The organism is Nocardia sp. JCM 34519.1 (assembly GCF_020361265.1).
In the GTDB taxonomy this organism is placed as follows: domain Bacteria; phylum Actinomycetota; class Actinomycetes; order Mycobacteriales; family Mycobacteriaceae; genus Nocardia; species Nocardia arthritidis_A.
In genome coordinates this window covers 253,132-273,076 of record NZ_JAIRBR010000001.1, presented here as the reverse complement: position 1 = coordinate 273,076, position 19,945 = coordinate 253,132, and the positions used below count along the sequence as shown (strand labels likewise).

General features: G+C 66.3%; 18 protein-coding genes, 1 other RNA gene and 1 pseudogene. 17 read left to right on the top strand and 3 right to left on the bottom strand.

Translation table 11 applies throughout. The annotated features are described in order from the left end of the window. The first annotated feature begins 192 nt into the window (after window positions 1–192). The 6 genes from ftsE (at window position 193) to LGY53_RS01290 (ending at window position 6,781) form a co-directional block, all read left to right on the top strand. A complete protein-coding gene (gene ftsE, locus LGY53_RS01315) occupies window positions 193–882 on the top strand; it encodes a cell division ATP-binding protein FtsE (protein WP_167477365.1) in 690 nt (229 codons plus the stop codon). Then, window positions 882–1,784, top strand: coding sequence for a permease-like cell division protein FtsX (ftsX, locus tag LGY53_RS01310; RefSeq protein WP_225724792.1), 903 nt, complete (start codon window positions 882–884; stop codon window positions 1,782–1,784). The genes ftsE and ftsX overlap by 1 nt, the downstream gene beginning before the upstream one ends. 114 nt (window positions 1,785–1,898) lie before the next feature. Then, window positions 1,899–3,761 carry a DNA helicase RecQ gene (recQ, locus tag LGY53_RS01305; RefSeq protein WP_225724791.1) on the top strand — a complete coding sequence of 621 codons (1,863 nt, stop codon included), beginning with the start codon at window positions 1,899–1,901 and terminating at the stop codon, window positions 3,759–3,761. Between the two features lie 109 nt (window positions 3,762–3,870). Beyond that, window positions 3,871–5,349, top strand: coding sequence for an alkaline phosphatase (gene phoA, locus LGY53_RS01300; RefSeq protein WP_225724790.1), 1,479 nt, complete (start codon window positions 3,871–3,873; stop codon window positions 5,347–5,349). Window positions 5,350–5,376: 27 nt separating this feature from the next. Then, on the top strand, window positions 5,377–6,456 hold the full coding sequence (locus LGY53_RS01295) for a metallophosphoesterase (RefSeq protein ID WP_225724789.1): 1,080 nt from the start codon (window positions 5,377–5,379) through the stop codon (window positions 6,454–6,456). A 67-nt stretch (window positions 6,457–6,523) separates the two neighbouring features. Beyond that, window positions 6,524–6,781, top strand: a complete 258-nt coding sequence (locus LGY53_RS01290) for a hypothetical protein (protein ID WP_225724788.1) — start codon at window positions 6,524–6,526, stop codon at window positions 6,779–6,781. Between the two features lie 16 nt (window positions 6,782–6,797). On the opposite strand, the gene LGY53_RS43390 is transcribed toward LGY53_RS01290, so the two are convergent. Next, the gene (locus tag LGY53_RS43390; protein ID WP_255664423.1) at window positions 6,798–6,926 is read right to left on the bottom strand and encodes a hypothetical protein; all 129 of its coding nucleotides are present in this window, start codon (window positions 6,924–6,926) and stop codon (window positions 6,798–6,800) included. 582 nt (window positions 6,927–7,508) lie between these two features. Between LGY53_RS43390 and smpB the strand changes: the two genes are divergently transcribed. The 9 genes and pseudogenes from smpB to LGY53_RS01245 form a co-directional block, all read left to right on the top strand. Then, the gene (smpB, locus tag LGY53_RS01285) at window positions 7,509–7,982 is read left to right on the top strand and encodes an SsrA-binding protein SmpB (protein WP_167477358.1); all 474 of its coding nucleotides are present in this window, start codon (window positions 7,509–7,511) and stop codon (window positions 7,980–7,982) included. 124 nt (window positions 7,983–8,106) lie between these two features. Continuing rightward, window positions 8,107–8,475: a transfer-messenger RNA gene (gene ssrA / locus LGY53_RS01280) on the top strand. Between the two features lie 462 nt (window positions 8,476–8,937). Continuing rightward, a complete protein-coding gene (locus tag LGY53_RS01275; protein WP_225724787.1) occupies window positions 8,938–9,336 on the top strand; it encodes a hypothetical protein in 399 nt (132 codons plus the stop codon). Between the two features lie 114 nt (window positions 9,337–9,450). Further along, on the top strand, window positions 9,451–10,059 hold the full coding sequence (locus LGY53_RS01270) for an MFS transporter (RefSeq protein WP_225724786.1): 609 nt from the start codon (window positions 9,451–9,453) through the stop codon (window positions 10,057–10,059). Between the two features lie 38 nt (window positions 10,060–10,097). Then, window positions 10,098–10,889 carry an MFS transporter gene (locus tag LGY53_RS01265; RefSeq protein WP_225724785.1) on the top strand — a complete coding sequence of 264 codons (792 nt, stop codon included), beginning with the start codon at window positions 10,098–10,100 and terminating at the stop codon, window positions 10,887–10,889. Beyond that, a complete protein-coding gene (locus LGY53_RS01260) occupies window positions 10,886–11,932 on the top strand; it encodes an aldo/keto reductase (protein ID WP_225724784.1) in 1,047 nt (348 codons plus the stop codon). The genes LGY53_RS01265 and LGY53_RS01260 overlap by 4 nt, the downstream gene beginning before the upstream one ends. Window positions 11,933–12,212: 280 nt before the next feature. Further along, a complete protein-coding gene (locus LGY53_RS01255; RefSeq protein WP_225724783.1) occupies window positions 12,213–12,788 on the top strand; it encodes a murein hydrolase activator EnvC in 576 nt (191 codons plus the stop codon). 11 nt (window positions 12,789–12,799) lie between these two features. Continuing rightward, entirely contained in the window at window positions 12,800–13,291 is a 492-nt protein-coding gene (locus LGY53_RS01250) for an NUDIX hydrolase (protein WP_225724782.1), read from the top strand. A gap of 99 nt (window positions 13,292–13,390) precedes the next feature. Further along, window positions 13,391–14,026 (top strand): annotated as a pseudogene (locus LGY53_RS01245) (class I SAM-dependent methyltransferase); the annotation flags it as partial. Window positions 14,027–14,046: 20 nt separating this feature from the next. Here the strand turns inward: LGY53_RS01245 and LGY53_RS01240 are convergent. Further along, window positions 14,047–15,015, bottom strand: a complete 969-nt coding sequence (locus LGY53_RS01240; RefSeq protein WP_225724781.1) for a phosphatidylserine/phosphatidylglycerophosphate/cardiolipin synthase family protein — start codon at window positions 15,013–15,015, stop codon at window positions 14,047–14,049. 428 nt (window positions 15,016–15,443) lie between these two features. Here LGY53_RS01240 and LGY53_RS01235 point away from each other — a divergent pair, with 428 nt between their 5' ends. Both LGY53_RS01235 and LGY53_RS01230 read left to right on the top strand, forming a co-directional pair. After that, window positions 15,444–17,276, top strand: a complete 1,833-nt coding sequence (locus tag LGY53_RS01235; protein ID WP_225724780.1) for a Xaa-Pro dipeptidyl-peptidase — start codon at window positions 15,444–15,446, stop codon at window positions 17,274–17,276. Between the two features lie 87 nt (window positions 17,277–17,363). After that, window positions 17,364–18,329 (top strand): hypothetical protein, encoded by a 966-nt coding sequence (locus tag LGY53_RS01230; RefSeq protein ID WP_225724779.1) that lies wholly within the window; start codon window positions 17,364–17,366, stop codon window positions 18,327–18,329. Here the strand turns inward: LGY53_RS01230 and LGY53_RS01225 are convergent. Continuing rightward, the gene (locus LGY53_RS01225) at window positions 18,326–19,594 is read right to left on the bottom strand and encodes an MFS transporter (protein WP_225725647.1); all 1,269 of its coding nucleotides are present in this window, start codon (window positions 19,592–19,594) and stop codon (window positions 18,326–18,328) included. The two genes, LGY53_RS01230 and LGY53_RS01225, sit on opposite strands and share 4 nt — an antisense overlap. Window positions 19,595–19,945: the final 351 nt, after the last annotated feature.

Genomic DNA, 19,945 nt, shown 5'->3' with positions numbered 1-19,945 from the left:
GATCGCCACGTTCGTGCTGTATTTGATCGTCAAGCCGGATCACGCGGTCTTTTCCGGACCCGAGTTGGTGGTGAATACCAAACCGGCGGTTGAGAATTCGAGCCCATAGTCGCTGTGAGTGTGCTGTGACAGCCGCGCCCGGCGGTATTCGCAACGCGGCCGTCCCGAGGTCCCTGGCTACACTGGCTCCCCGTGATAACCATGCGGAACGTCACCAAGTCCTACAAGACGTCGACGCGGCCCGCGCTGGACAATGTCTCGGTCGAGGTGGACAAGGGCGAATTCGTCTTCATCATCGGACCGTCCGGTTCGGGCAAGTCGACGTTCATGCGCCTGCTGCTGCGCGAGGAGGCCCCGACGGCCGGCGAGATCCAAGTCGCCGACTTCCGGGTCGACCGGCTGCCCGGCCGCAAGGTGCCGAAGCTGCGTCAGCGCATGGGCGTGGTGTTCCAGGACTTCCGGCTGCTGCAGCAGAAGACGGTGCAGCAGAATGTGGCGTTCGCGCTGGAGGTGATCGGCAAGCGGCGCCAGTTCATCGAGCGCACGGTGCCCGAGGTGCTCGACATGGTCGGGCTCGGCGGCAAAGCCGACCGACTACCGAGCGAGCTGTCCGGTGGTGAACAGCAGCGGGTGGCGATCGCCCGCGCGTTCGTCAACCGGCCGCTGGTGCTGCTGGCCGACGAGCCGACCGGCAACCTGGATCCGGACACCAGCGGGGACATCATGATGCTGCTCGAGCGGATCAACCGCACCGGCACCACGGTGCTGATGGCCACCCACGACAGCCATATCGTGGACGCCATGCGCAGGCGGGTGGTCGAGCTCGATCGCGGCAAGCTGATGCGTGACGAGTCGACCGGCGTGTACGGGGTGGACCGGTAATGCGACTGAACTTCCTCTTCAGCGAGGTCCTGCGCGGTCTGCGCCGCAACGTCACCATCACCATCGCGATGATCTTGACCACCGCGGTCTCGCTGACCATGCTCGGCGGCGGGCTGCTCTCGGTGCGGATGGCCGACAAAACCGGTGAATTCTTCGCCAGCCGCATCGAGCTGCGGTTCTACCTCGACGATCAGGTCTCCGACAGCGACCAGGACTGTTCGCAGGAACCGTGCCGGTCGCTGATGGCCGATCTGAAGAAGCACGACGGCGTGGTGAGCGTCCAATTCCTCAATCGCGCAGCGGCTTTGAAGGAGGCCCAGGACCTGTTCAAGGGTCAGCCGTCGATGGTGGAGTACATCCAGCAGACGCCGCTGCCCGCATCGCTGCGGGTGAAGATGACCGACGCCAGGGACTACCCGAAGGTGCTCGACGAGTTCGGCAAGCGCAAGGGCATCAAGTTCGGCACCAACGACAAGGAGATCGTCGACCGGATGATCAGCGTATTCGACGGATTGCGCAATGCCGCATTCGGTCTGGCGATCGTGATGGCGATCGCGGCGCTGCTGTTGATCGCGAATATGGTGCAGATCGCCGCGTTCACCCGGCGCACCGAGGTCGGGATCATGCGGCTGGTCGGCGCGACGCGCTGGTACACCCAGCTGCCGTTCCTGTTGGAGGCGGTGGTGTCCGCGGTGCTCGGATCGATCCTCGCGGTGGGCGCGCTGCTGCTCGCGCGTCCGATGGTGATCGACCGGGTGCTCGGGCAGCTGTTCGACGAGAACGTCTTCCCGCGGATCACCGGGCCGGATATCGCCAATGTCGCGTTGACCATCGCGCCGATCGGAATCGTCTTCGCGGCGCTGACGGCGTATGCCACCCTGCGCTACTACGTGCGTGAATGACCTTGTTGCGCAGGCTGGGTCGGGTTATCCACCTGTGGAGAACTTGCCGTATCACCCGGGATTCGGCGCACGGTACCGGCCCGGGAGTCGGCGCGCGCTCGTAGGATGGGCCGCGTGACTCCACCCGAAACGTTCGCGGCCGCCGCAGAACTCGATGCGCGCACCGAATCCGGTGCGGCACAAGAGGTTTTGCGGCGGGTCTTCGGCTACGACAGCTTCCGCGGCGATCAGGCCGAGATCGTCGAGCACGTTGTCGCGGGTGGTGATGCGCTGGTGCTGATGCCCACCGGCGGCGGCAAGTCGCTGTGCTACCAGGTGCCCGCGCTGGTGCGTTCCGGCGTCGGCGTCGTGGTGTCGCCGCTGATCGCGCTGATGCAGGATCAGGTGGACGCGCTCAGCGCGCTCGGCGTGCGCGCCGGATTCCTCAACTCCACCCAGTTCCCGGACGAGCGGCGCACGGTCGAGCAGCAGTTCCTGGCGGGGGAGCTGGATCTGCTCTATCTCGCGCCGGAGCGGCTGCGGCTGGAGTCGACGGCCCAGCTGCTGGACCGGGGCAAGGTCGCGCTGTTCGCGATCGATGAGGCGCACTGTGTTTCGCAGTGGGGCCACGATTTCCGGCCGGATTATCTGGAACTGTCGATGCTGCACCAGCGTTGGCCGCAGGTGCCCCGGATCGCGCTCACCGCCACCGCGACCGAGCGCACCCGGGACGAGATCGTGCACCGGCTCGATCTCGGCGATGCCCGCCAGTTCGTCGCCAGCTTCGACCGGCCGAATATCCAGTACCGGATCGAACCGAAGAACAAGCCGGACCGGCAGCTGCTGGAGTTCATCCGCACCGAGCACGCCGGCGATGCGGGCATCGTCTACTGCCTGTCGCGCAATTCGGTGGAGAAGACCGCGGCCTTCCTCAACGAGAACGGCGTCAGCGCGGTGCCCTACCACGCGGGCCTGGACAATCGCACCCGCGCCACCAATCAGGCGCGTTTCCTGCGTGAGGACGGGCTGGTCGTGGTCGCCACCATCGCCTTCGGCATGGGTATCGACAAGCCGGACGTGCGCTTCGTCGCCCACCTCGATCTGCCGAAATCCGTTGAGGGCTACTACCAGGAGACCGGTCGCGCGGGCCGCGACGGCCTGCCGTCGACGGCGTGGATGGTGTACGGGCTCAATGATGTTGTCCAGCAACGAAAGCTGATCGACAACTCCGAGGGCGATGCGGCGCACCGCCGTCAACTGCAGCTGCACCTGGACGCGATGCTCGCGCTGTGCGAGACCGTCAGCTGCCGCCGCACCCAGCTGCTCGCCTACTTCGGCCAGTCGGGACAGCCCTGCGGCAACTGCGACACCTGCCTGAATCCGCCTGAGTCGTGGGACGGCACCGTCGCGGCGCAGAAGCTGATGTCCACCGTGCTGCGGCTCAAGCGTGAGCGGGGGCAGAGCTTCGGCGCGGGTCACGTCATCGACATCCTGCTCGGCAAACAGAATCCGAAGGTGCTGCAGTACGACCATCACGAGCTGAAGGTGTTCGGCATCGGCACCGATCTGCGCGATACCGAATGGCGCGGCGTCGTCCGGCAGCTGCTCGCCGCCGGACTGCTCGCGGTGCACGGCGACTACGGGGTGCTCACCCTAACCGAGGCCAGTAACGAGGTGCTCTTCGACGGCAGACAGGTGCCGCTGCGCCGCGAGCCGGAACGCGTCACCAAACCGGCCCGCACGGCCAAGGCGCCGAAGGCCGCGGCTGATCTCGCGCCCGCGGATGTCGGTCTGTTCGAGCGGCTGCGGCAGTGGCGCGCGGCCACGGCCAAGGAACAGGGCGTACCCGCCTACGTCGTCTTCCACGACGCCACGCTCCGGGAGATCGCCGCCCGAAAACCCGCCGACCGCGCCGAACTCGGCACGATCAGCGGCGTCGGCGAGAACAAACTCGCCAAATACGGCGAAGGAGTGCTGGAGGTACTGGCCGCCGAATAGTCTGGCCAGTCACTTCATCCGTCGGTAACCAACCGGTTGCTATCAATTCAGACATTCCGGGCACGCTCTGTCATCGATACTTCTATCCGGAACAGATGAGGTTATAGAGATGTCCGTACTTTCCCGGCCCCGGCTCGCCAGGGTCTGCGCCATGACCGGTGCCGCCGCGCTGCTGGTCGGCGTGCTCGCGGCCTGCGGCTCCGATACCGCCAAACAGGCCACCGGCGAGCTGTTCGGCCAGGCCGCCCCGGGCAAGGCCAGCGAGACCGGCGGCGCCCGCAGGCTCACCGGCGACCGCAGCGAGGCGCTGCGCGCCGCCATCAATTCGTCGCAGGCCAAGAACGTCATCCTGCTGATCGGCGATGGTATGGGCGATTCCGAGATCACCGTGGCCCGCAATGTCGCCGAGGGTGCGGGCGGATTCTTCAAGGGCATCGACGCGCTGCCGCTCACCGGCTCGTACACCCACTACGCGCTGGACAAGGCGACCGGCAAACCCAATTACGTCACCGACTCCGCGGCCAGCGGCACCGCATGGGCCACCGGCACCAAGACCTACAACGGCGCCATCGGCGTCGATATCGCAGGTAAGCCGCAGTCCAACCTGATCGAGATCGCCAAGGCCAACGGCAAGGCCACCGGCAATGTGACCACCGCGGAAATCCAGGACGCCACCCCGGCCGTACTCGCCGCGCACGTCACCGACCGCAAGTGCTACGGGCCGGAGGAAACCGCCGCCAAATGCCCGACCAACGCCAAGGAGCAGGGCGGCCTCGGCTCCATCTCCGAGCAGCTGCTCGACACCCGCGCCGATATCACCCTCGGCGGCGGCGCGAAATCCTTCGACCAGAAGGCGACCGCGGGCCAGTACAAGGACAAGACGCTGAAGGAGCAGGCCACCGCGCGCGGCTACCAAATCGTCTCGGACAAGACGGGACTCGACGGGATCACCAAGGCCGACCAGGACAAGCCGCTGCTCGGGCTGTTCGCGCCGGGCAATATGCCGGTTCGCCTGACCGGTGAGAAGGCCGTGCACAACGGCATCAACAATCCGGCGCAAACCTGTAAGGCGAACCCGGAGCGCAAGGACACCCAGCCCGAGCTCGCGGCCATGACCCGCAAGGCGATCGACCTGCTGAAGGATCGCAAGGACGGCTTCTTCCTCCAGGTGGAGGGCGCCTCCATCGACAAGGAGGACCACAATGCCAACCCGTGCGGTCAGGTCGGTGAAACCGTCGACCTCGACGCCGCCGTGCAGGCCGCGCTGGAATTCGCCAAGCAGGACGGCAATACGCTGGTCGTGGTGACCGCCGACCACGCGCACAGCAGCCAGATCGTGCCGCTCGACACCAAGTCGCCCGCGCTCACCAGCAAGGTCGTCACCAAGGACGGCGCCGAGATCGCCATCTCCTACGGCAATGCCGAGGAGGGCGGTTCGCAGGAGCACACCGGAACCCAGCTGCGGGTCGCCGCCTACGGTCCGCGCGCCGCGAACGTCGTCGGCCTGACCGACCAGACCGATATGTTCTTCACCATCACCGACGCGCTCGGCTTGGACCGGAGCAAGAAGGCCGCGCCGGGCAAGTGATGCGACCGGTCGGTAACCTCACTGATCATGAACGCTGACAACGGATTCGGCCGCCGCGGCTTTCTGGCGGGTGCGGCCGCCGCCGCGGCCGGGACATCGCTGGTCGGGTTGACGCCCGCCCATGCGGTCCCGGTCGCGGCGGACGTCACCAAATTCGCCTTCCCCGCCGAGCGCACCCTGCGCGTGCTGGTGACCGGCGATGCGGGCACCGGCAACCGCAATCAGTGGGCGGTCGCCAACGCCATGCGGGAACACCATGCGCGGCAGCCGTTTTCGCTGGCGCTCGGGCTCGGGGACAATATCTACGAGAGCGGGCCCAACGGCCCGGACGACCCCCAGTTCGCCGAAAAATTCGAAAACCCCAATGCCGGACTGGATTTCCCGTGGCTGATGGTGCTCGGCAACCACGACAACAGTTCGATCCTGCCCGGTGACGGCGGCTGGCTGCAGCGCGGCAACGACGAGGTGGCCTATCACGCGCGCTCGCCGCGCTGGTGGATGCCGAGCCGGTACTACTCGGTGCGGATCCCGCAGCGTCAGCCGGTCGTCGAATTCTTCGTGCTGGACGTGAATCCGCTCGCCGCCTATGTACCGCAGGTACTTTCGGACTATTGGGCGCCCGACGGGCAGTTCATGAACGAACAGCGCGCCTGGCTCGACCGGGCGCTGGCCGAATCGCCCGCCACCTGGAAGATCGCCTGCACGCATCAGCCGTATCTCAACAATGGGCCGCACGGCAACGCCGGACATTACGAGGGTCTCGATATCGCGCCGATCAACGGCGTGCACGCGCAGCGCTTCTTCGAGGAGCATGTGCTCGGCCGGGTCAATCTGCTGCTGTCCGGTCACGATCACTCGCTGCAGGTGCTCGAACCGACACCGGCCTGCCGGGGGACGCGGCAGATCGTCTCCGGTGCGGCGGCCAAAACCGTTGCGGCCGAACCGAAATTGAATGCCAACGGGACGAACCCAGCGCTGTTCGAGAACTACCACCAGCTCGGGTTCATGGTGCTGGACCTCGCACCGGACCGCGTCGACCTGGCGGTGCACACGGTGGACCTGGCGTCCGGCGCGGCGACGGAGGCGTTCACGCGGCGTCTCGCCTGAGTTCCGATACCGTTGCGGTGCCGCATAATTCCGCCGCTGCGGGCATTCACCGCACTACCGTTGCGACATGCACCACGAGGGCCCCAGGGATAGCGGGGCCGACCTGAGCGGCGACAACTCGTCGTCCGCCGACGGTCCCGACCTACCCGAGCCGCAGGCGAAAGGCTCGCGGTATCCGACGGTCGATCCGACGGTCGATTCGGTTTGGCTCGGCAGGCGCAGCCCGGCCCGGCATCCGGGTTGGCCACGCCTGTCGACCGTGCTGCTAGTGGCCGCGTTTATCGCGGTCCTGGTGATCTATTTCATTGTGCAGCCCGGGGGCTGACCACAATGTCACCCGGTCAGCAGCAGTGCACACGACCGGGATCGGCGGCGGCCGTGCCCGCCGTCGTCGGGCCGACCACCGCCAGCGCGGCAACCGCGGACAGCGGCAACAGTACGAGGGCGACGAGACGTTTCGTGCGCGACATGTCGATTCCTTTCAGGAACTCAGAAATGGACCCGATCGGGGGAGGCCGATGCGGTGCCCGCGGTCGTTGGGCCGAGTACCACCAGCGCGCTGACGGCGGCGAGCGGGAGCAGGACGAGTGCGGCGAGACGCTTCATGGACTTTCCTTTCGGGCTGAGCGGCCCATCCGGTTCGTGAGCCGCTCACGGGATCAATCGTTGAAGCGGTCGCCGGGTTGGTCAACATGACCGGATGGGTGAATTCGGTTGCTGCGCAAGGACGGTGGGTTCGGCCGAGGGGTTACCGCTGGCAGCTATGCGATGGTTATCGTCGATGATGCGGGTACCGAGGCGGTTCACTCCTGGTATCCGATGGTTCGGATCGCAGTTGATTGCCATGGTGATCAGCGGATTGATGTGCTTCACCGTGTCATTTGAGCGGGTGCGTCAATCACGTTGATTGATTTGCTGGAAGCACGCGGAGTTGGAAAATCATCGGCGTGTCGACGAGGTGACACGCCGATGGGAGGTTGCCGCGGATCCGCGCCCACCGCAGGTCCGGCCTCGGAATAAATCCATTGCCGCGTCACTTAAAGTTGACCGTTATGAAGGAGAAGGGGCGCAAGGTCATCGCGACCAACCGCCGGGCGCGGCACAACTACACGATCCTGGACACCTACGAGGCCGGGATCGCGCTGGTCGGTACCGAGGTCAAAAGCCTGCGCGAGGGCAAGGCCTCGCTGGTCGACGCCTTCGCGACGGTCGACGACGGCGAGGTGTGGCTGCGCGGGCTGCACATTCCCGAATTCAGCCACGGCACCTGGACCAACCACGCCCCGCGGCGCACCCGCAAACTACTACTGCACCGCCGCGAGATCGACAAACTCACCGGCAAGGCCAAAGAAGGCAACAACACGCTGGTCCCGCTGTCGATGTACTTCTCCGACGGCAAGGTCAAGGTCGAACTCGCGTTGGCCAGAGGTAAACAGGACTACGACAAGCGGCAAGACCTGGCCCGGCGCACCGCCGAACGCGAGGTCACCCGCGAAATCGGCCGCCGGATCAAAGGTATGCGCTGAGTTCCGGTGCGACAGAACCGAACCGCCGCCCCGCCGCCGCGGAAACGGCGGCACCGGGATATCGGGATGATCTGGCGTTCGCACGGTGTTAACATGACTAGCCCGGCAAGGTGCCGGGACGTACGGGGCTGAACGGTTTCGACTGCGTACGTTGATTCAGGGGAAGCGTGTCGGTGCAGGCAAGAGACCACCGTAAGCGTCGTTGCAACCAATTAAGCGCCGATTCTCATCAGCGCGAGTACGCTCTCGCTGCCTAAGCGACAGCGTCTCTGTCGGCCCGGGATATGCCCTCGGTCCCGGTGCCGGCATCAGCTAGAGGGCTCACTGTCCCACTCGGTCGCGGAGTGGTACGGGACAACAAACAGCGACTGGGATCGTCATCCGAGCTCGTTCGCGTGACCCGGAGATCCGAGCAGAGACACAGCGAACTGCACACGGAGAAGCCCTGAAGACGCGGCGGAGGACCCGGGTTCGATTCCCGGCAGCTCCACTCGATGGCGGCTCATGCTCATGGAGAGCATGGGCCGTTTCTCGTTTCGCGGTGTTTTGTGGGGGCGAAGCCCCCACACCCCACCCGGCGGGGCTTCGCCCCCCGGACCCCCGCTGGGGCTTCGCCCCTTGCCCCGACCGGGGTCGCCTTCCCCAAGGCCGCTTCGCCCCAGGCCCCCTTGGGCTTCGCTCTTCCCTGGGTCGGGTCGCCTTTCCGCAAGGTCGCTCCCGTCCCTTTGCGCCGGCCGGCTCGCCTCCCCGACGCCGCTTCGCCCCTTGCCCCGACCGGGGTCGTCTTTCCCAAGGTCGTTCCGTCCCGGACGGGTTGGCGTCGAGGCTGCGGAAGGGTAGGTTGCGTAGCTCGGTGTCCTTGGGCGCGCGGATGCGGGCTTTGCGGTGGGCGCGGCGGTGGTGCCGTTGTTCCAGCTGCATTTCATCGGGGCAGGCGGAAAGGTATGTCGTATCGGTGATTTCGGCGACCCAGCTGCTGGTGATCGGCGGCGGTGTTGGTGGGGGGGGTCCGTTCGTTGCGGGTGGTTCAGTGTTTTGCCAGGGCTTCGTGGCGAATCCACTGCGGCAGGGTGGGGTTGTCGGTGGTGGTGATGATGACGCTTACCGTGACGTGCAGGTATCGGTTGTCGTCGAGCATCGCGAGCAGGCTCGCGGCAAGGTCCGCCCGGGCGGTGAACCTGCCGTCGGCGTGGCCCTCGACGACGGTGTTGTGGCGGTGCGGATCGATAACGGCCTGGTCACCGGGCTCTATTACGTCCGCAACCCGGATAAGCTCACCCGCCTGTGCACCGAAACCACGCTGGGCCGTGATCGGCAGGCCGCTGCGCGGTTATCGCCGCATCGGCTTCGGTGATCATGCGATGCTGCAAGGCCGCCGGGATGGTGCGGCCGATGACGCCGAGTAGTGCGAGAGACAGGCGAATTCACTGACACCAGATGTCAGTGATGACTCCCTAGATTGCGGGGCATGTCGAGAAATGCTGTGCCGAAGTCCGATTCGCACCTGCCGGTGCTGCTGTTGCTGGCCGCGGGGCTGTTCGCCATCGGCACCGACGGCTATGTCATCGCCGGCCTGTTGCCGTCCATCAGCGCCGATCTCGGTGTCGGCACCGCTGCCGTCGGGCGGCTGGTCACCGTCTTCGCGCTGGCCTACGCGGTGGGCGCGCCGGTAGCGGGCAGGTTGACCGTGCGAACGTCGCGCCGCGCGGTACTGCTCACCGCCCTGGCCGGATTCGCCGCGGCGAACCTTGCCACCTCGATCGCCGGTGACTATGCGGCGATGCTCGCGGCCCGGGTGGCGGCGGCGCTGACGGCATCGGTCTTCACACCGGCCGCCGCGGCGGCGGCCACCGCGCTGGTGATGCCCGAGCGCAGGGGACGGGCACTGGCCACAGTCGGCGCCGGGATGAGCGCCGCCACGGCGGTCGGGGTCCCGCTCGGCACCCTGATCGGCGGGTGGCTGGGGTGGCGGACGACGCTGACCGCCGTGGCGGCGCTCGCGACCGTCACGGCCATCGGACTGGCCGTTCTGCTCCCGCCGCTACCGGCCGGGCCGAACGGGCCACCGCACGTCTGAATGCGGTCGCACACGTACGGGTATGGGCGGCACTACTTTTGGCGGTTACCTGGATCGCGGGGGCATTCACCGTGCTGACCTTCATCGGCCCGGTACTCGGCTCCGCGGCCGGAGTGCACGAAACGGCGCTGAGCGGGTGGCTGCTGATCTTCGGCGTCGCCGCGGTCGTCGGCAACACGCTCGGTGGTCGCGCCGCCGACCGGTACCCGGCCGCGCGTCTGCTTCCGGTCAGCACCGCCGGTCTCGCGGTCGCGCTGGCCGTGCTCGCGATAGTGTGCGGTACCGGCGGCGGGTCCGGCTTCGAGGTGGGGGCCGCGGTCGCCGCCATGGCCGGGTGGGGAATTTTCGGCTGGTCGTTCGCTCCCATCCAACAGCACCGTCTCATCGATCTGGCTCCCTCGGCGACCGGAATAGTGCTGTCGCTCAACGCAAGTGCCGTCTATCTCGGCATCAGCCTCGGCAGCCTCGCGGGTTCCTTCGCCCTCAATCGCATCGGCCCGGCAGGCGTGGCCTGGACCGGGACGCTGATCGAACTCGTCGCAACCGTCATCGCCGTCGCGATCGCGCTGCATCCGATACGGCGACCGCGCCGACCAGCCGTGGCGTCGGGAGCCGGACGGCGCCATATTCGACTCGGCGGGCCGGCTCAGCGGAGGTCGAGTTCGGCGCGGCGGTCCAAGGTCATGCGACCGGTTCCGGGAGAGCCGGGTTCCTCAGCCTGGTCATCCGGCGCCCAGGCAAACACCGCACTGTATACACCGCTTGCCATCGACGAACGTAGTGGTCAGCGCCGCAACCGGCGGCACAGACTCACCAGGAGCAGACGATGACTTCCCTTCCCACCCGTCAGCTGGGCACCACCGATATGCACATCAGCCGAGTCGGATTCGGCGCCTGGGCGGTCGGTGGCGCGGGCTGGCGCTACACCTGGGGCGCCCAGGACGACGCCGATTCCATCGCGACCATCCGCCACGCCGTCGAGTCCGGGGTGAACTGGATCGATACCGCCGCCGTCTACGGGCTCGGGCACTCCGAGGAGGTGGTCGGCAAGGCGATCAGCGGTCTGTCCGACGCCGACCGGCCGTATGTGTTCACCAAGGTCGGCCTGGTCTGGGACGACAACGATCGCGCCGCCGCGCCCAAGCGCATCATGGCCGCCGACAGCGTCCGCCGCGAGGTCGAAGACTCGCTGCGCCGGTTGAACGTCGAACGCATCGACCTGTACCAGGTGCATTGGCCCGATACCGGTGCCTCCCTGGACTTCTCCGATCCCGACGGGGTGGATCCGGCCGCGGCAACCCCGCTCGAGGAGTACTGGCAGACCATGGCCGACCTGGTCACCGCGGGCAAGGTCCGCGCGATCGGCTTGTCCAATCACGATGTGCCGCAACTCGAGATCGCCGAATCCATTGCCCACGTCGACGCCATCCAGCCGCAGTTCTCGCTGATCAAACGGCAGTCGGCCGACGAATTGGCTTGGGCCGCCGCCCATCACACCGGCGGCATCATCTACCAGCCGCAGCATTCCGGCCTGCTCACCGGCGCGTTCTCGGCCGAGCGCGTCGCGAATCTGCCCGCGGACGACTGGCGTAAGAGCTTCCCGGAGTTCACCACCGAACTCGACCGCAACCTGGCGTTGGTGGAGGCGCTGCGCCCGATCGCCGCCGCCCACCACACCACGGTCGGCGCGGTCGCCATCGCCTGGACGTTGAACTGGCCCGGCGTCACCGGCGCGATCGTCGGCGCCCGCTCACCCGAGCAGGTCGACGGCTGGATCGACGCCGCCGCACTGGAATTGACCCCAGCCGACCGGGACGCCATCGCCGCCGCGCTGCGTACGACCGGCGCGGGTGAGGGCCCGATCGGGCGCTGACCACCCGACCCCAGGAGAAACGACGCCCTGCACGTGATCGCCGAAAACCCTGCTCGGCGGGCGCGCTTCGCGGTGTTCGATCACCGTCGTATTGTGGGGCCGGATTTCTTCACCCCGCCCGGCGGGTGGGTAATGCGTCCAAATCTGTTGCGGAGACAGGCATCTGACTGGTTGATAGGATCGGCCGCGTTGACGTGGAGTGACCCTGCACCACGACGTTCCCCAGCCGCTTCGACGACGCGTTCGGCGGCCCGGCCCCACGAATATGCGAGTAGGTCCGATGAAAGGCACCACGATCAAAGGTGTTGGCCGCGCGGTGGTTACCGCTGGTGCGGTCCTCGCCCTGACCATCTGCATACCCGCCAACGCGGGGGCCGTGCCCGGCGCGTTCGAGAGCGACACCCATCTCAGTGAACCGGCGCCTCCGGTGGCTGAACCGATTGATGCGCAATCCGGCTCGTTGATTCGTCCAGTGGACGGAGAAGTGGTGTCGCAGTTCGGGAAACGCGACCTCGGCACGCCCTCGCCGGTAATCCATTCCGGGGTGGACTTTGCCGCTCAGGAGGGTGCCCCCGTGTATGCCGCCGGTGACGGAAAAGTGGAGGAAGTCCATGCAGAGGCTGTTGGCAACGGCTACGGGAACTACTTGATCATCGGGCACGGAGCGTCGGCCGACGGCGCACTCTCCACCCTTTACGCCCACGCCTCCGGCATCGTCGTCCGGCAAGGCGAGACGGTGCGTGCGGGGCAACTCGTCGCCTATGTCGGGCACACCGGGTTCACGGCAGGGACGAAGTTGCATTTCGAAGTTCGCGTGGATGGTGAGCCCAGAGACCCCATGCCCTACTTCCGGTAGCCCGAGCGCCTATGGCGGACTCCGTTCACTACCTCTGTCGGGATATCAACGGCGAGGTTCATATCGTCCGTCGCTCCGACATCGCGCGACGGACCTCGGTGTACGCGCTGCTGTATGACGCCAAAGGTGTTCTGCTGGTTCGTGATAGCGCACGAATCGAGGAACAGTGGGACCTTCCCGGCGGTGGTGTCGAACCAGGAGAAGACCTGATCGACGCGCTTACCCGCGAAGTCCGGGAAGAGACCGGCCTCCACATCACCGGGCGACCCATCGAACTGTGTCACTTCATCGAGTACTTCTTCGACGTCGCGTCCGGCACCGGCTGGGAATCCACCCGGCACTACTTCCGCGCCGCAGCCACCGGAACACTCGAGCCGGACGGCAACGACGATGACGTAGCCGGTGCCCGGTACATCCCTCCACCGCTGCCAACACAGGATCTGACACCGGTGGCACGAAGGATCATCGCCCTCGCGGCAATTGACGAAGGGCTATCTCCATAAGCGAGGCATCGCCGAGTTGCATCATGCTGCGTCGGTGTTATCCAGAGGGTTTCGCGATGTGGAGGTCGGTCGACGTGCCAAGCTGGGGTGGTGGCCGAATTGACTGGGGATGCCGCCGGTGGGCGGTCGCTTACGAGCCATGAGCGGGCGGCGGGGCGGCCGTGGGATGAGTCGTATCGGGATGGGGGTGCGCCGTGGGATATCGGCGAACCGCAGCCTGCGATAGCGCGGCTGGCGGCTGAGGGCGGGTTTGCGGGGGCGGTGTTGGATGCCGGGTGCGGGACGGGGGAGAACGCGCTGTGCGTTGCCGCGTTGGGATTGCCGGTGCTGGGTGTCGATGTGGCCGAGACGGCGCTGGACATCGCCAGGAAGAAGGCGGTGGAACGGGGGATCGAGGCCGAGTTCGCGGTGGCCGACGCGTTTCGGCTGGACCGGTTGGCGCGCAGGTTCGATACGGTGCTGGATTGCGGGCTTTTCCACACGTTCGACCGCGATGAGCGGCGGAAGTACGTGGCGAGTTTGGGCTCGGTGCTCGAGTGCGGTGGCACCCTTTATGTGTTGTGCTTCAGCGATATCGGTCCCGAGCTCGGCCCGCATCCGGTCGCCCGCGAGGAGTTGAGCGCCGCATTCGGCCTCGCCGACGGGTGGAAGGTCGCCGCCGTCGAACCGGACCGGATCCGGGCGACGTTCAGCGTCGACGGCCTGCCTGCTTGGCTCGCGACGATTAAGCGAATATGGCAGTACCGCAATGGATTTCAGTACGGCGTCCCGTTGGCGAAGTCGGTGGCGAAGGTGTTCTCGACCGTGGTCAGCACACCGGAGTCGCCGACGATGAGGCCGAGTTCGCGATTGTGGTTCAGTGAGTTGTCGGAGAAATTCTCCGATCCGACAAAGACTTTCGCGGTCGCGGCGCCGTAGTCGGCGACGATCGCCTTGGCGTGGATGTAGGTGCCGCCGCTGGCGGAGTAGGTGACGATCTGTCCGCCCGCGGCCTGCACCTGATCGAACTGGTCCCGGTAGCTGTCCGGATTCATACCGACGACCCGGACGGCGACGCCGCGTCGGGCGGCGTCGGTGATGGCGTTCACCAGTGTGCTGTCACCGAATTCGAGCTCCTCCACATCCAGGCTGTGCTGTGCGCCGTTGATCAGGCCGAGTAGCCGCGATTCCGAATCGGTCGGCGACCAGACCAGGTTGTCGCCGTCGGCGGGCGTGGTCGGATTCTGCGCGAAATCGGCGTCGAAAACCTGCTCGATGGCGTCGACATCGGCCCGGTCGGCGTCGAAGACGCCGTAGTCGCGATCGTCGGCGTAATAGGTCGAGTCGAGGTTGCCCGACATGATCAGCGACCGGCCGTGGTCGACGGTGATCGTCTTCTGGTGGGTGTAGACGAAGGCCGATGTGGACCAGGTGACGGCGACCCCGGCGTTCGCCAGCGTCGTGTAGGCGGAGTTGTTCACGGATTGGTGGGCGCCGTCCAGGATCACGCGAACCGCGATTCCGGCCTGCTGTTTGCGCACCAGATCGCCGACCGCAGTGTCGTCGCGAAGCTCGTACATGGTGATATCGATCGAGCCGGCCGCCGAATCGATGAAATCGTATACGGCGGAATGGCTTTGATCGGGAAATACGATGGCCGAGAAGTCCGTCGCCGCGTTCGCCGGTGCGGAGAATATGCCTGGGTCGACGGATATCAGGCTGAGGGCAACCGCGAACGCGGGCAAAAGGATTGGCTGTCGCGATCTCGATACCGCGCCGCACGCCGAGCGGCGGATTCTCATCGGGCACAACTCCTTCGATCGCGGCTGTTGAGCGCCGTAATCAACTGCGGCGCATGAAGACTCGTCGACTTGTCGGTACCGGTCAGATTGCCCGCCGACCGGACGGGCTGTCCAGTGGGGAATCGAAATGGGGATCCCCGATTTCGATCCCCAATTTCGATCCCCAGTGCCGCCCTGGACAGCGAACCGGGCAAATCGGCAGTCTGACGTTGCGGAGTTTGCCTGTCGCGCAGCCGATTACCGGCCGCCGCGTGCCGCATCACCTTGTCCATTCTCAAAAGGGATTGTGTTCCATGGGAATTCAGCAAAGCCGGTGGTGCTCCGGCAGACTCGATAGCCGCATTCTGCGTCGATTGCCGCGAATTGCCTTGATGGGGGCGGCTTCCGTGCTGCTGCTGTACGGCGCTCCCGCGATGGCGGCGGCGCCGGCGGTGGGTCCGGTCGTCTCCGGTGGGGAGGCGCAGCCGGTGTTCGATCCCGGTGCGACGGTCCGGCAGGATCTGTGGGTGCGTGCGCCGGTGGACAGCGATGGCGACGGCAAGGACGACGAGGTGCACGTCCAGCTCGTGCGCCCGGCCGGAGCCACCGGCAAGCTTCCGGTGGTGTATCAAGCGAGCCCGTATTTCTCGGGCGGCAACGATGTCACCAACCACAACGTCAATGTCGAACTCTATGTGCCGCCGGACGGCGCCGAGGCGCGGCGGGCCCAGCCGCCCGGCCCGCTACGGAACCTGGTACCGGAGGAGCTGCGGGCCAACGGGATCACCCTCTCCGACGGCCAGATCCATTGGCAATACGAGGATTACTTCCTGTCCCGCGGCTTCGCCGTGATGTACGGCGAATCGCTCGGCACCGGTAAGTCGACGGGCTGCCCGACCTCGGGCGGGACCAACGAGACCATCGGCGCGCGCGCCCCGATCGATTGGCTCAACGGCCGGGCCGACGCGCACGACGAGCAGGGCAATCCGGTGACGGCCGACTGGGCCAGCGGCAAGGTCGGCATGATGGGCGTCTCCTACAACGGCACCCTGCCCAATGCGGTGGCCACCACCGGCGTGCCCGGCCTGGAGGCGATCGTGCCGATCGGCGCGATCAGCAGCTGGTACGACTACTACCGCGCGGCGGGCGCGGTGGTGGCGCCGGGCACCTATCAGGGCGAGGACACCGATGTGCTCGCGAAATACGTTTACACCAGGGCGGATCGGGATGTCTGCAAACCGGTGATCGATCAGCTCGAACAGGATCAGGACCGAATCACCGGTGATTACAACGGATTCTGGGACGAGCGCAATTACCTGAACGCGGTGGGTAATGTCCACGCCGCCGTGCTGTCCGCGCACGGGCTCAACGATTTCAACGTGAAGACCAAGAATGTGGCCCAGTGGTACTCGGCGCTCGCGAATGCCGGTGTGCCGCACAAGATCTGGCTGCATCAGTCCGGCCACACCGACCCGATCGGGCTGCGCAGGGAGGAATGGCTGCGCACGGTGAACCGGTGGTTCAGCAAGTATTTGCTGGGGGAGGACAACGGGATCGATCGAGAGCCGAAGGCCACCATCCAGCGTGAGGACAAGTCGTGGGTGGACGAGGCGGACTGGCCCGCTCCCGGCACCTCCGATGCGGCAGCGGTGTTCCAGCCGGGCGGAAATGCAGTCGGCGGCCTCGTCTCGGCCACCTCCGACGGCGCGAACAACTCGGTCACCGAATCGCTCGACGACGACGCGACCAAACTGGCCGCCGATCTCGTCGCCGCGCCGAGTTCGCCGAATCGGTTGGCCTACTTCACCAAACCCCTATCGACCTCGCTGCGGGTGAGTGGCTCGGTCTGCGTCGCGTTCCGGATGTCGTTCCAGCGGGCGGCGGCCAATGTGACCGCGCTGCTGGTGGATCGGGCGCCGGACGGCACATCGCGGATCGTCACCAGGGGGTGGACCGACCCGCAGAACCGCGATTCGATCAGCGAAACCAGCCCGATCACGCCGGGTGATGAGTACAGCGTCGGGCTGTCCATGGAACCGCACGACTACGTGCTGGCGAGTGGACATCAACTGGGCGTCGTCGTGCTGTCGAGCGATAACGAGTTCACCTTGCTGCCCAAGCCCGGACCCGGATTCGCGGTGAACCTCGGGGAGACGCGGATCGCCTTCCCGGTGGTCGGCGGACAGGCCGCCTTCGACGCCGCGATCGGATCGTCACCGGCCTGAGAAAGTACCGGGAGACCGGGCTCGTGTCTGCGGCGAGCCCGGTCTTTCGGCTTCCTGGACAAGTGAATTCGGCCTAGGGTTGATCGGGTGTTCCGAAGAGTGCACGTCCTGTTGTTCGTCGTTCTCATCGCGACCGGCTCGTACCCGCCCGCTGCGGTCGCGCAGTCGAGACCGGATGGGGCCGAGGCGCTGTACAGTCCGTCGGACAAGGCGAGCGCGCAGAATCCGGCGTACTCACCGGACGGAAAAACCTTGCTGTTCACCATCTTTCAGGACGGCTACAACCATGGCGGGGCGGGGTTGAATCTGATGCCGAGCTCCGGGGGCGCGCCGCAGGTGCTGGTGCGGCAAGGAGATCAGGCCGCGGTGAATCTGCCGGGGTCGGCATGGAACGGGCCGACCGGATCGATCGCCTTCTCGTTCGATGTCACCGACCAGGACGAGATCTGGACGCTGCGGCCGGGCGACGCGCCGCGACAGGTGACGAACCACAGCGGAGCGACCAAGTACACCGAGCCCGGCTTCGCTCCGGGCGGTGACTGGATTGTCTTCCAGGAGAACGTCGATCAGAACACACCCGGCGCGCGGGGCACCATCTGGAAGGTGCGCACCGATGGCAGCGATCCGACCAAGCTGGTCGACGGGCCCGCCACGAATACCGACAACCGCCAACCGAATTGGTCGCCGCGCGGCGATATGATCGTATTCCAGTCGCGCACAGGGAATTCCGGTCCCTGGCGGTTGATTACGATCGCGCCCGACGGCAGCGGCCGCAGGGTGATCACCGGCGGCGACGGCGAGGACACCGACCCGAGCTTCGGGCCGGACGGCAACTGGGTTGTGTATTCATCCGAGCACGGTGGGCTGGCAAATGCGCAGATCTTCGTGACCCGGTCCGACGGCGCCGGACAACCGGTGCGGGTCACCACATTCGACGGCTACGACGGTGCGCCGAGCTGGTCGCCGGACGGCGCCTGGATCGCCTTCGAATCCGGCCCGAAGGACAGGGCGCCCACCGCGCTCTGGCGTATTCCGGCACCGAAGGTCAACTAGCCGGCCGCGGCCGGTTCGGCAATCGACTCATGTTCTGCGGCAGGGACTTCGGTGCCGCGCAACGAGGTGCCCGCGGTCTCGCGGAGGTGCAGGCAGGCGATCAGGCTGACCACGACGGTGGCGACCGTGTACCAGGCGGGGAACAGGGCCCAGCCGGTGGCATCGATCACCGCCTCGTTGATCAGCGGCGCCGTGCCGCCGAACAGCGCGGTGGACACGTTGTAGGCGAGGGCGAAGCCCGCATAGCGCACATGGGTGGGGAAGATGGCGGGGAAGGTGGAGCTGACGGTGGCCAGCTGCGGCACGTAGAGCAGGCCCAACACGACGAATCCGGTTATCGCCCAAGGTGTTCCGCGACCCATCAGCCAGTACATGGGCACCGCGAGCAGTAGCAGACCGGTGAGCGAGCACAGCCAGATGGGACGGCGGCCGACCCGGTCGGACAGCCTGCCGAAGAAGGGCAGCGTCACCATCATGACGACCTGGCCGATCAGCATCATCGCGGTGGTCGCCGATTCACCCATGCCGATGGTGTGCCGCAGATAGGTCGGCTGGTAGCTGAGCAGGATGTAGTTCACGACATTGAACCCGACGACAAGCCCTGAGAGCGTGAGGAATTCTCGGCGATAGGTGGTCAGTACGACGCCGATACCACCGGGCGGGTGGTCGCGCTCGGCCACCTCGCTGAATACCGGCGATTCGTCCAGCCGGGCCCGCAGATACCAGCCGGTGAGTCCGAGCGGGACCGCCAGCAGGAACGGGATGCGCCAGCCGCCGTCGTGCATCCCCGCCGAACCCAGCGTGAGTTGGCATATCAGCACGATGGCCGTGCCGCTGACGAAACCCGAGAGCGTGCCGAATTCCAGGAAGCTGCCGATGAAGCCGCGCTTGCGGTCGTTTGCGCATTCGGCGAGATATGTTGCGGCGCCGCCATATTCGCCTCCTGTCGAAAATCCTTGCACCACTCGCAACGTGATGAGCAGTATCGGCGCCAGCACGCCGACCGACGAATGGGTCGGCAGCAGGCCGATCGCGCCGGTCGCGGTGGCCATCAGCAGGATGGTGGTAGCGAGCACGGCCTTGCGGCCGAGCCGGTCGCCGAGCGGGCCCCACACCATTCCGCCGAGCGGCCGCAGCACGAACGAGACCGCGAAGCCGAGCATCGTGCCGAGGGTGCCGAGGTGCCCCGGGAAGAAGGCGTCGGTCAGGTAGCCCGCGGTCGCCGCGTATACCCCGTAATCGAACCATTCGGTGGCGTTTCCCATGGCGGCCGCCGCGACCGATCGCCGTAGCGGAAAAGCCCCCGCGCTCCGTTCCGTCACGTGTTCGTCCTTCCCAGCCCGCAGCAGGGACCTGTTTTTCGATTCCGCTCAGCGCCGCGGCGCCGAGCATTACGCACGAAACAGACCGTTACCCCGGTTTGTGTCGCGATAAACCCCTACTGTGATTCATCCCATGTTTTGGCGGTGAATGGCGGTCCAAATGCGGTGCTGTCGGGCCGAGCCCGTCCTCAGCCCGCTCGGGGCCGAGTTCCTGTGCGAGGCACTCGCTTACCCTCGGAGTATCAGCTGGCTGAGTAATCCGAAGTGTCAGAGGCGATTTCGTCACACAGAAGG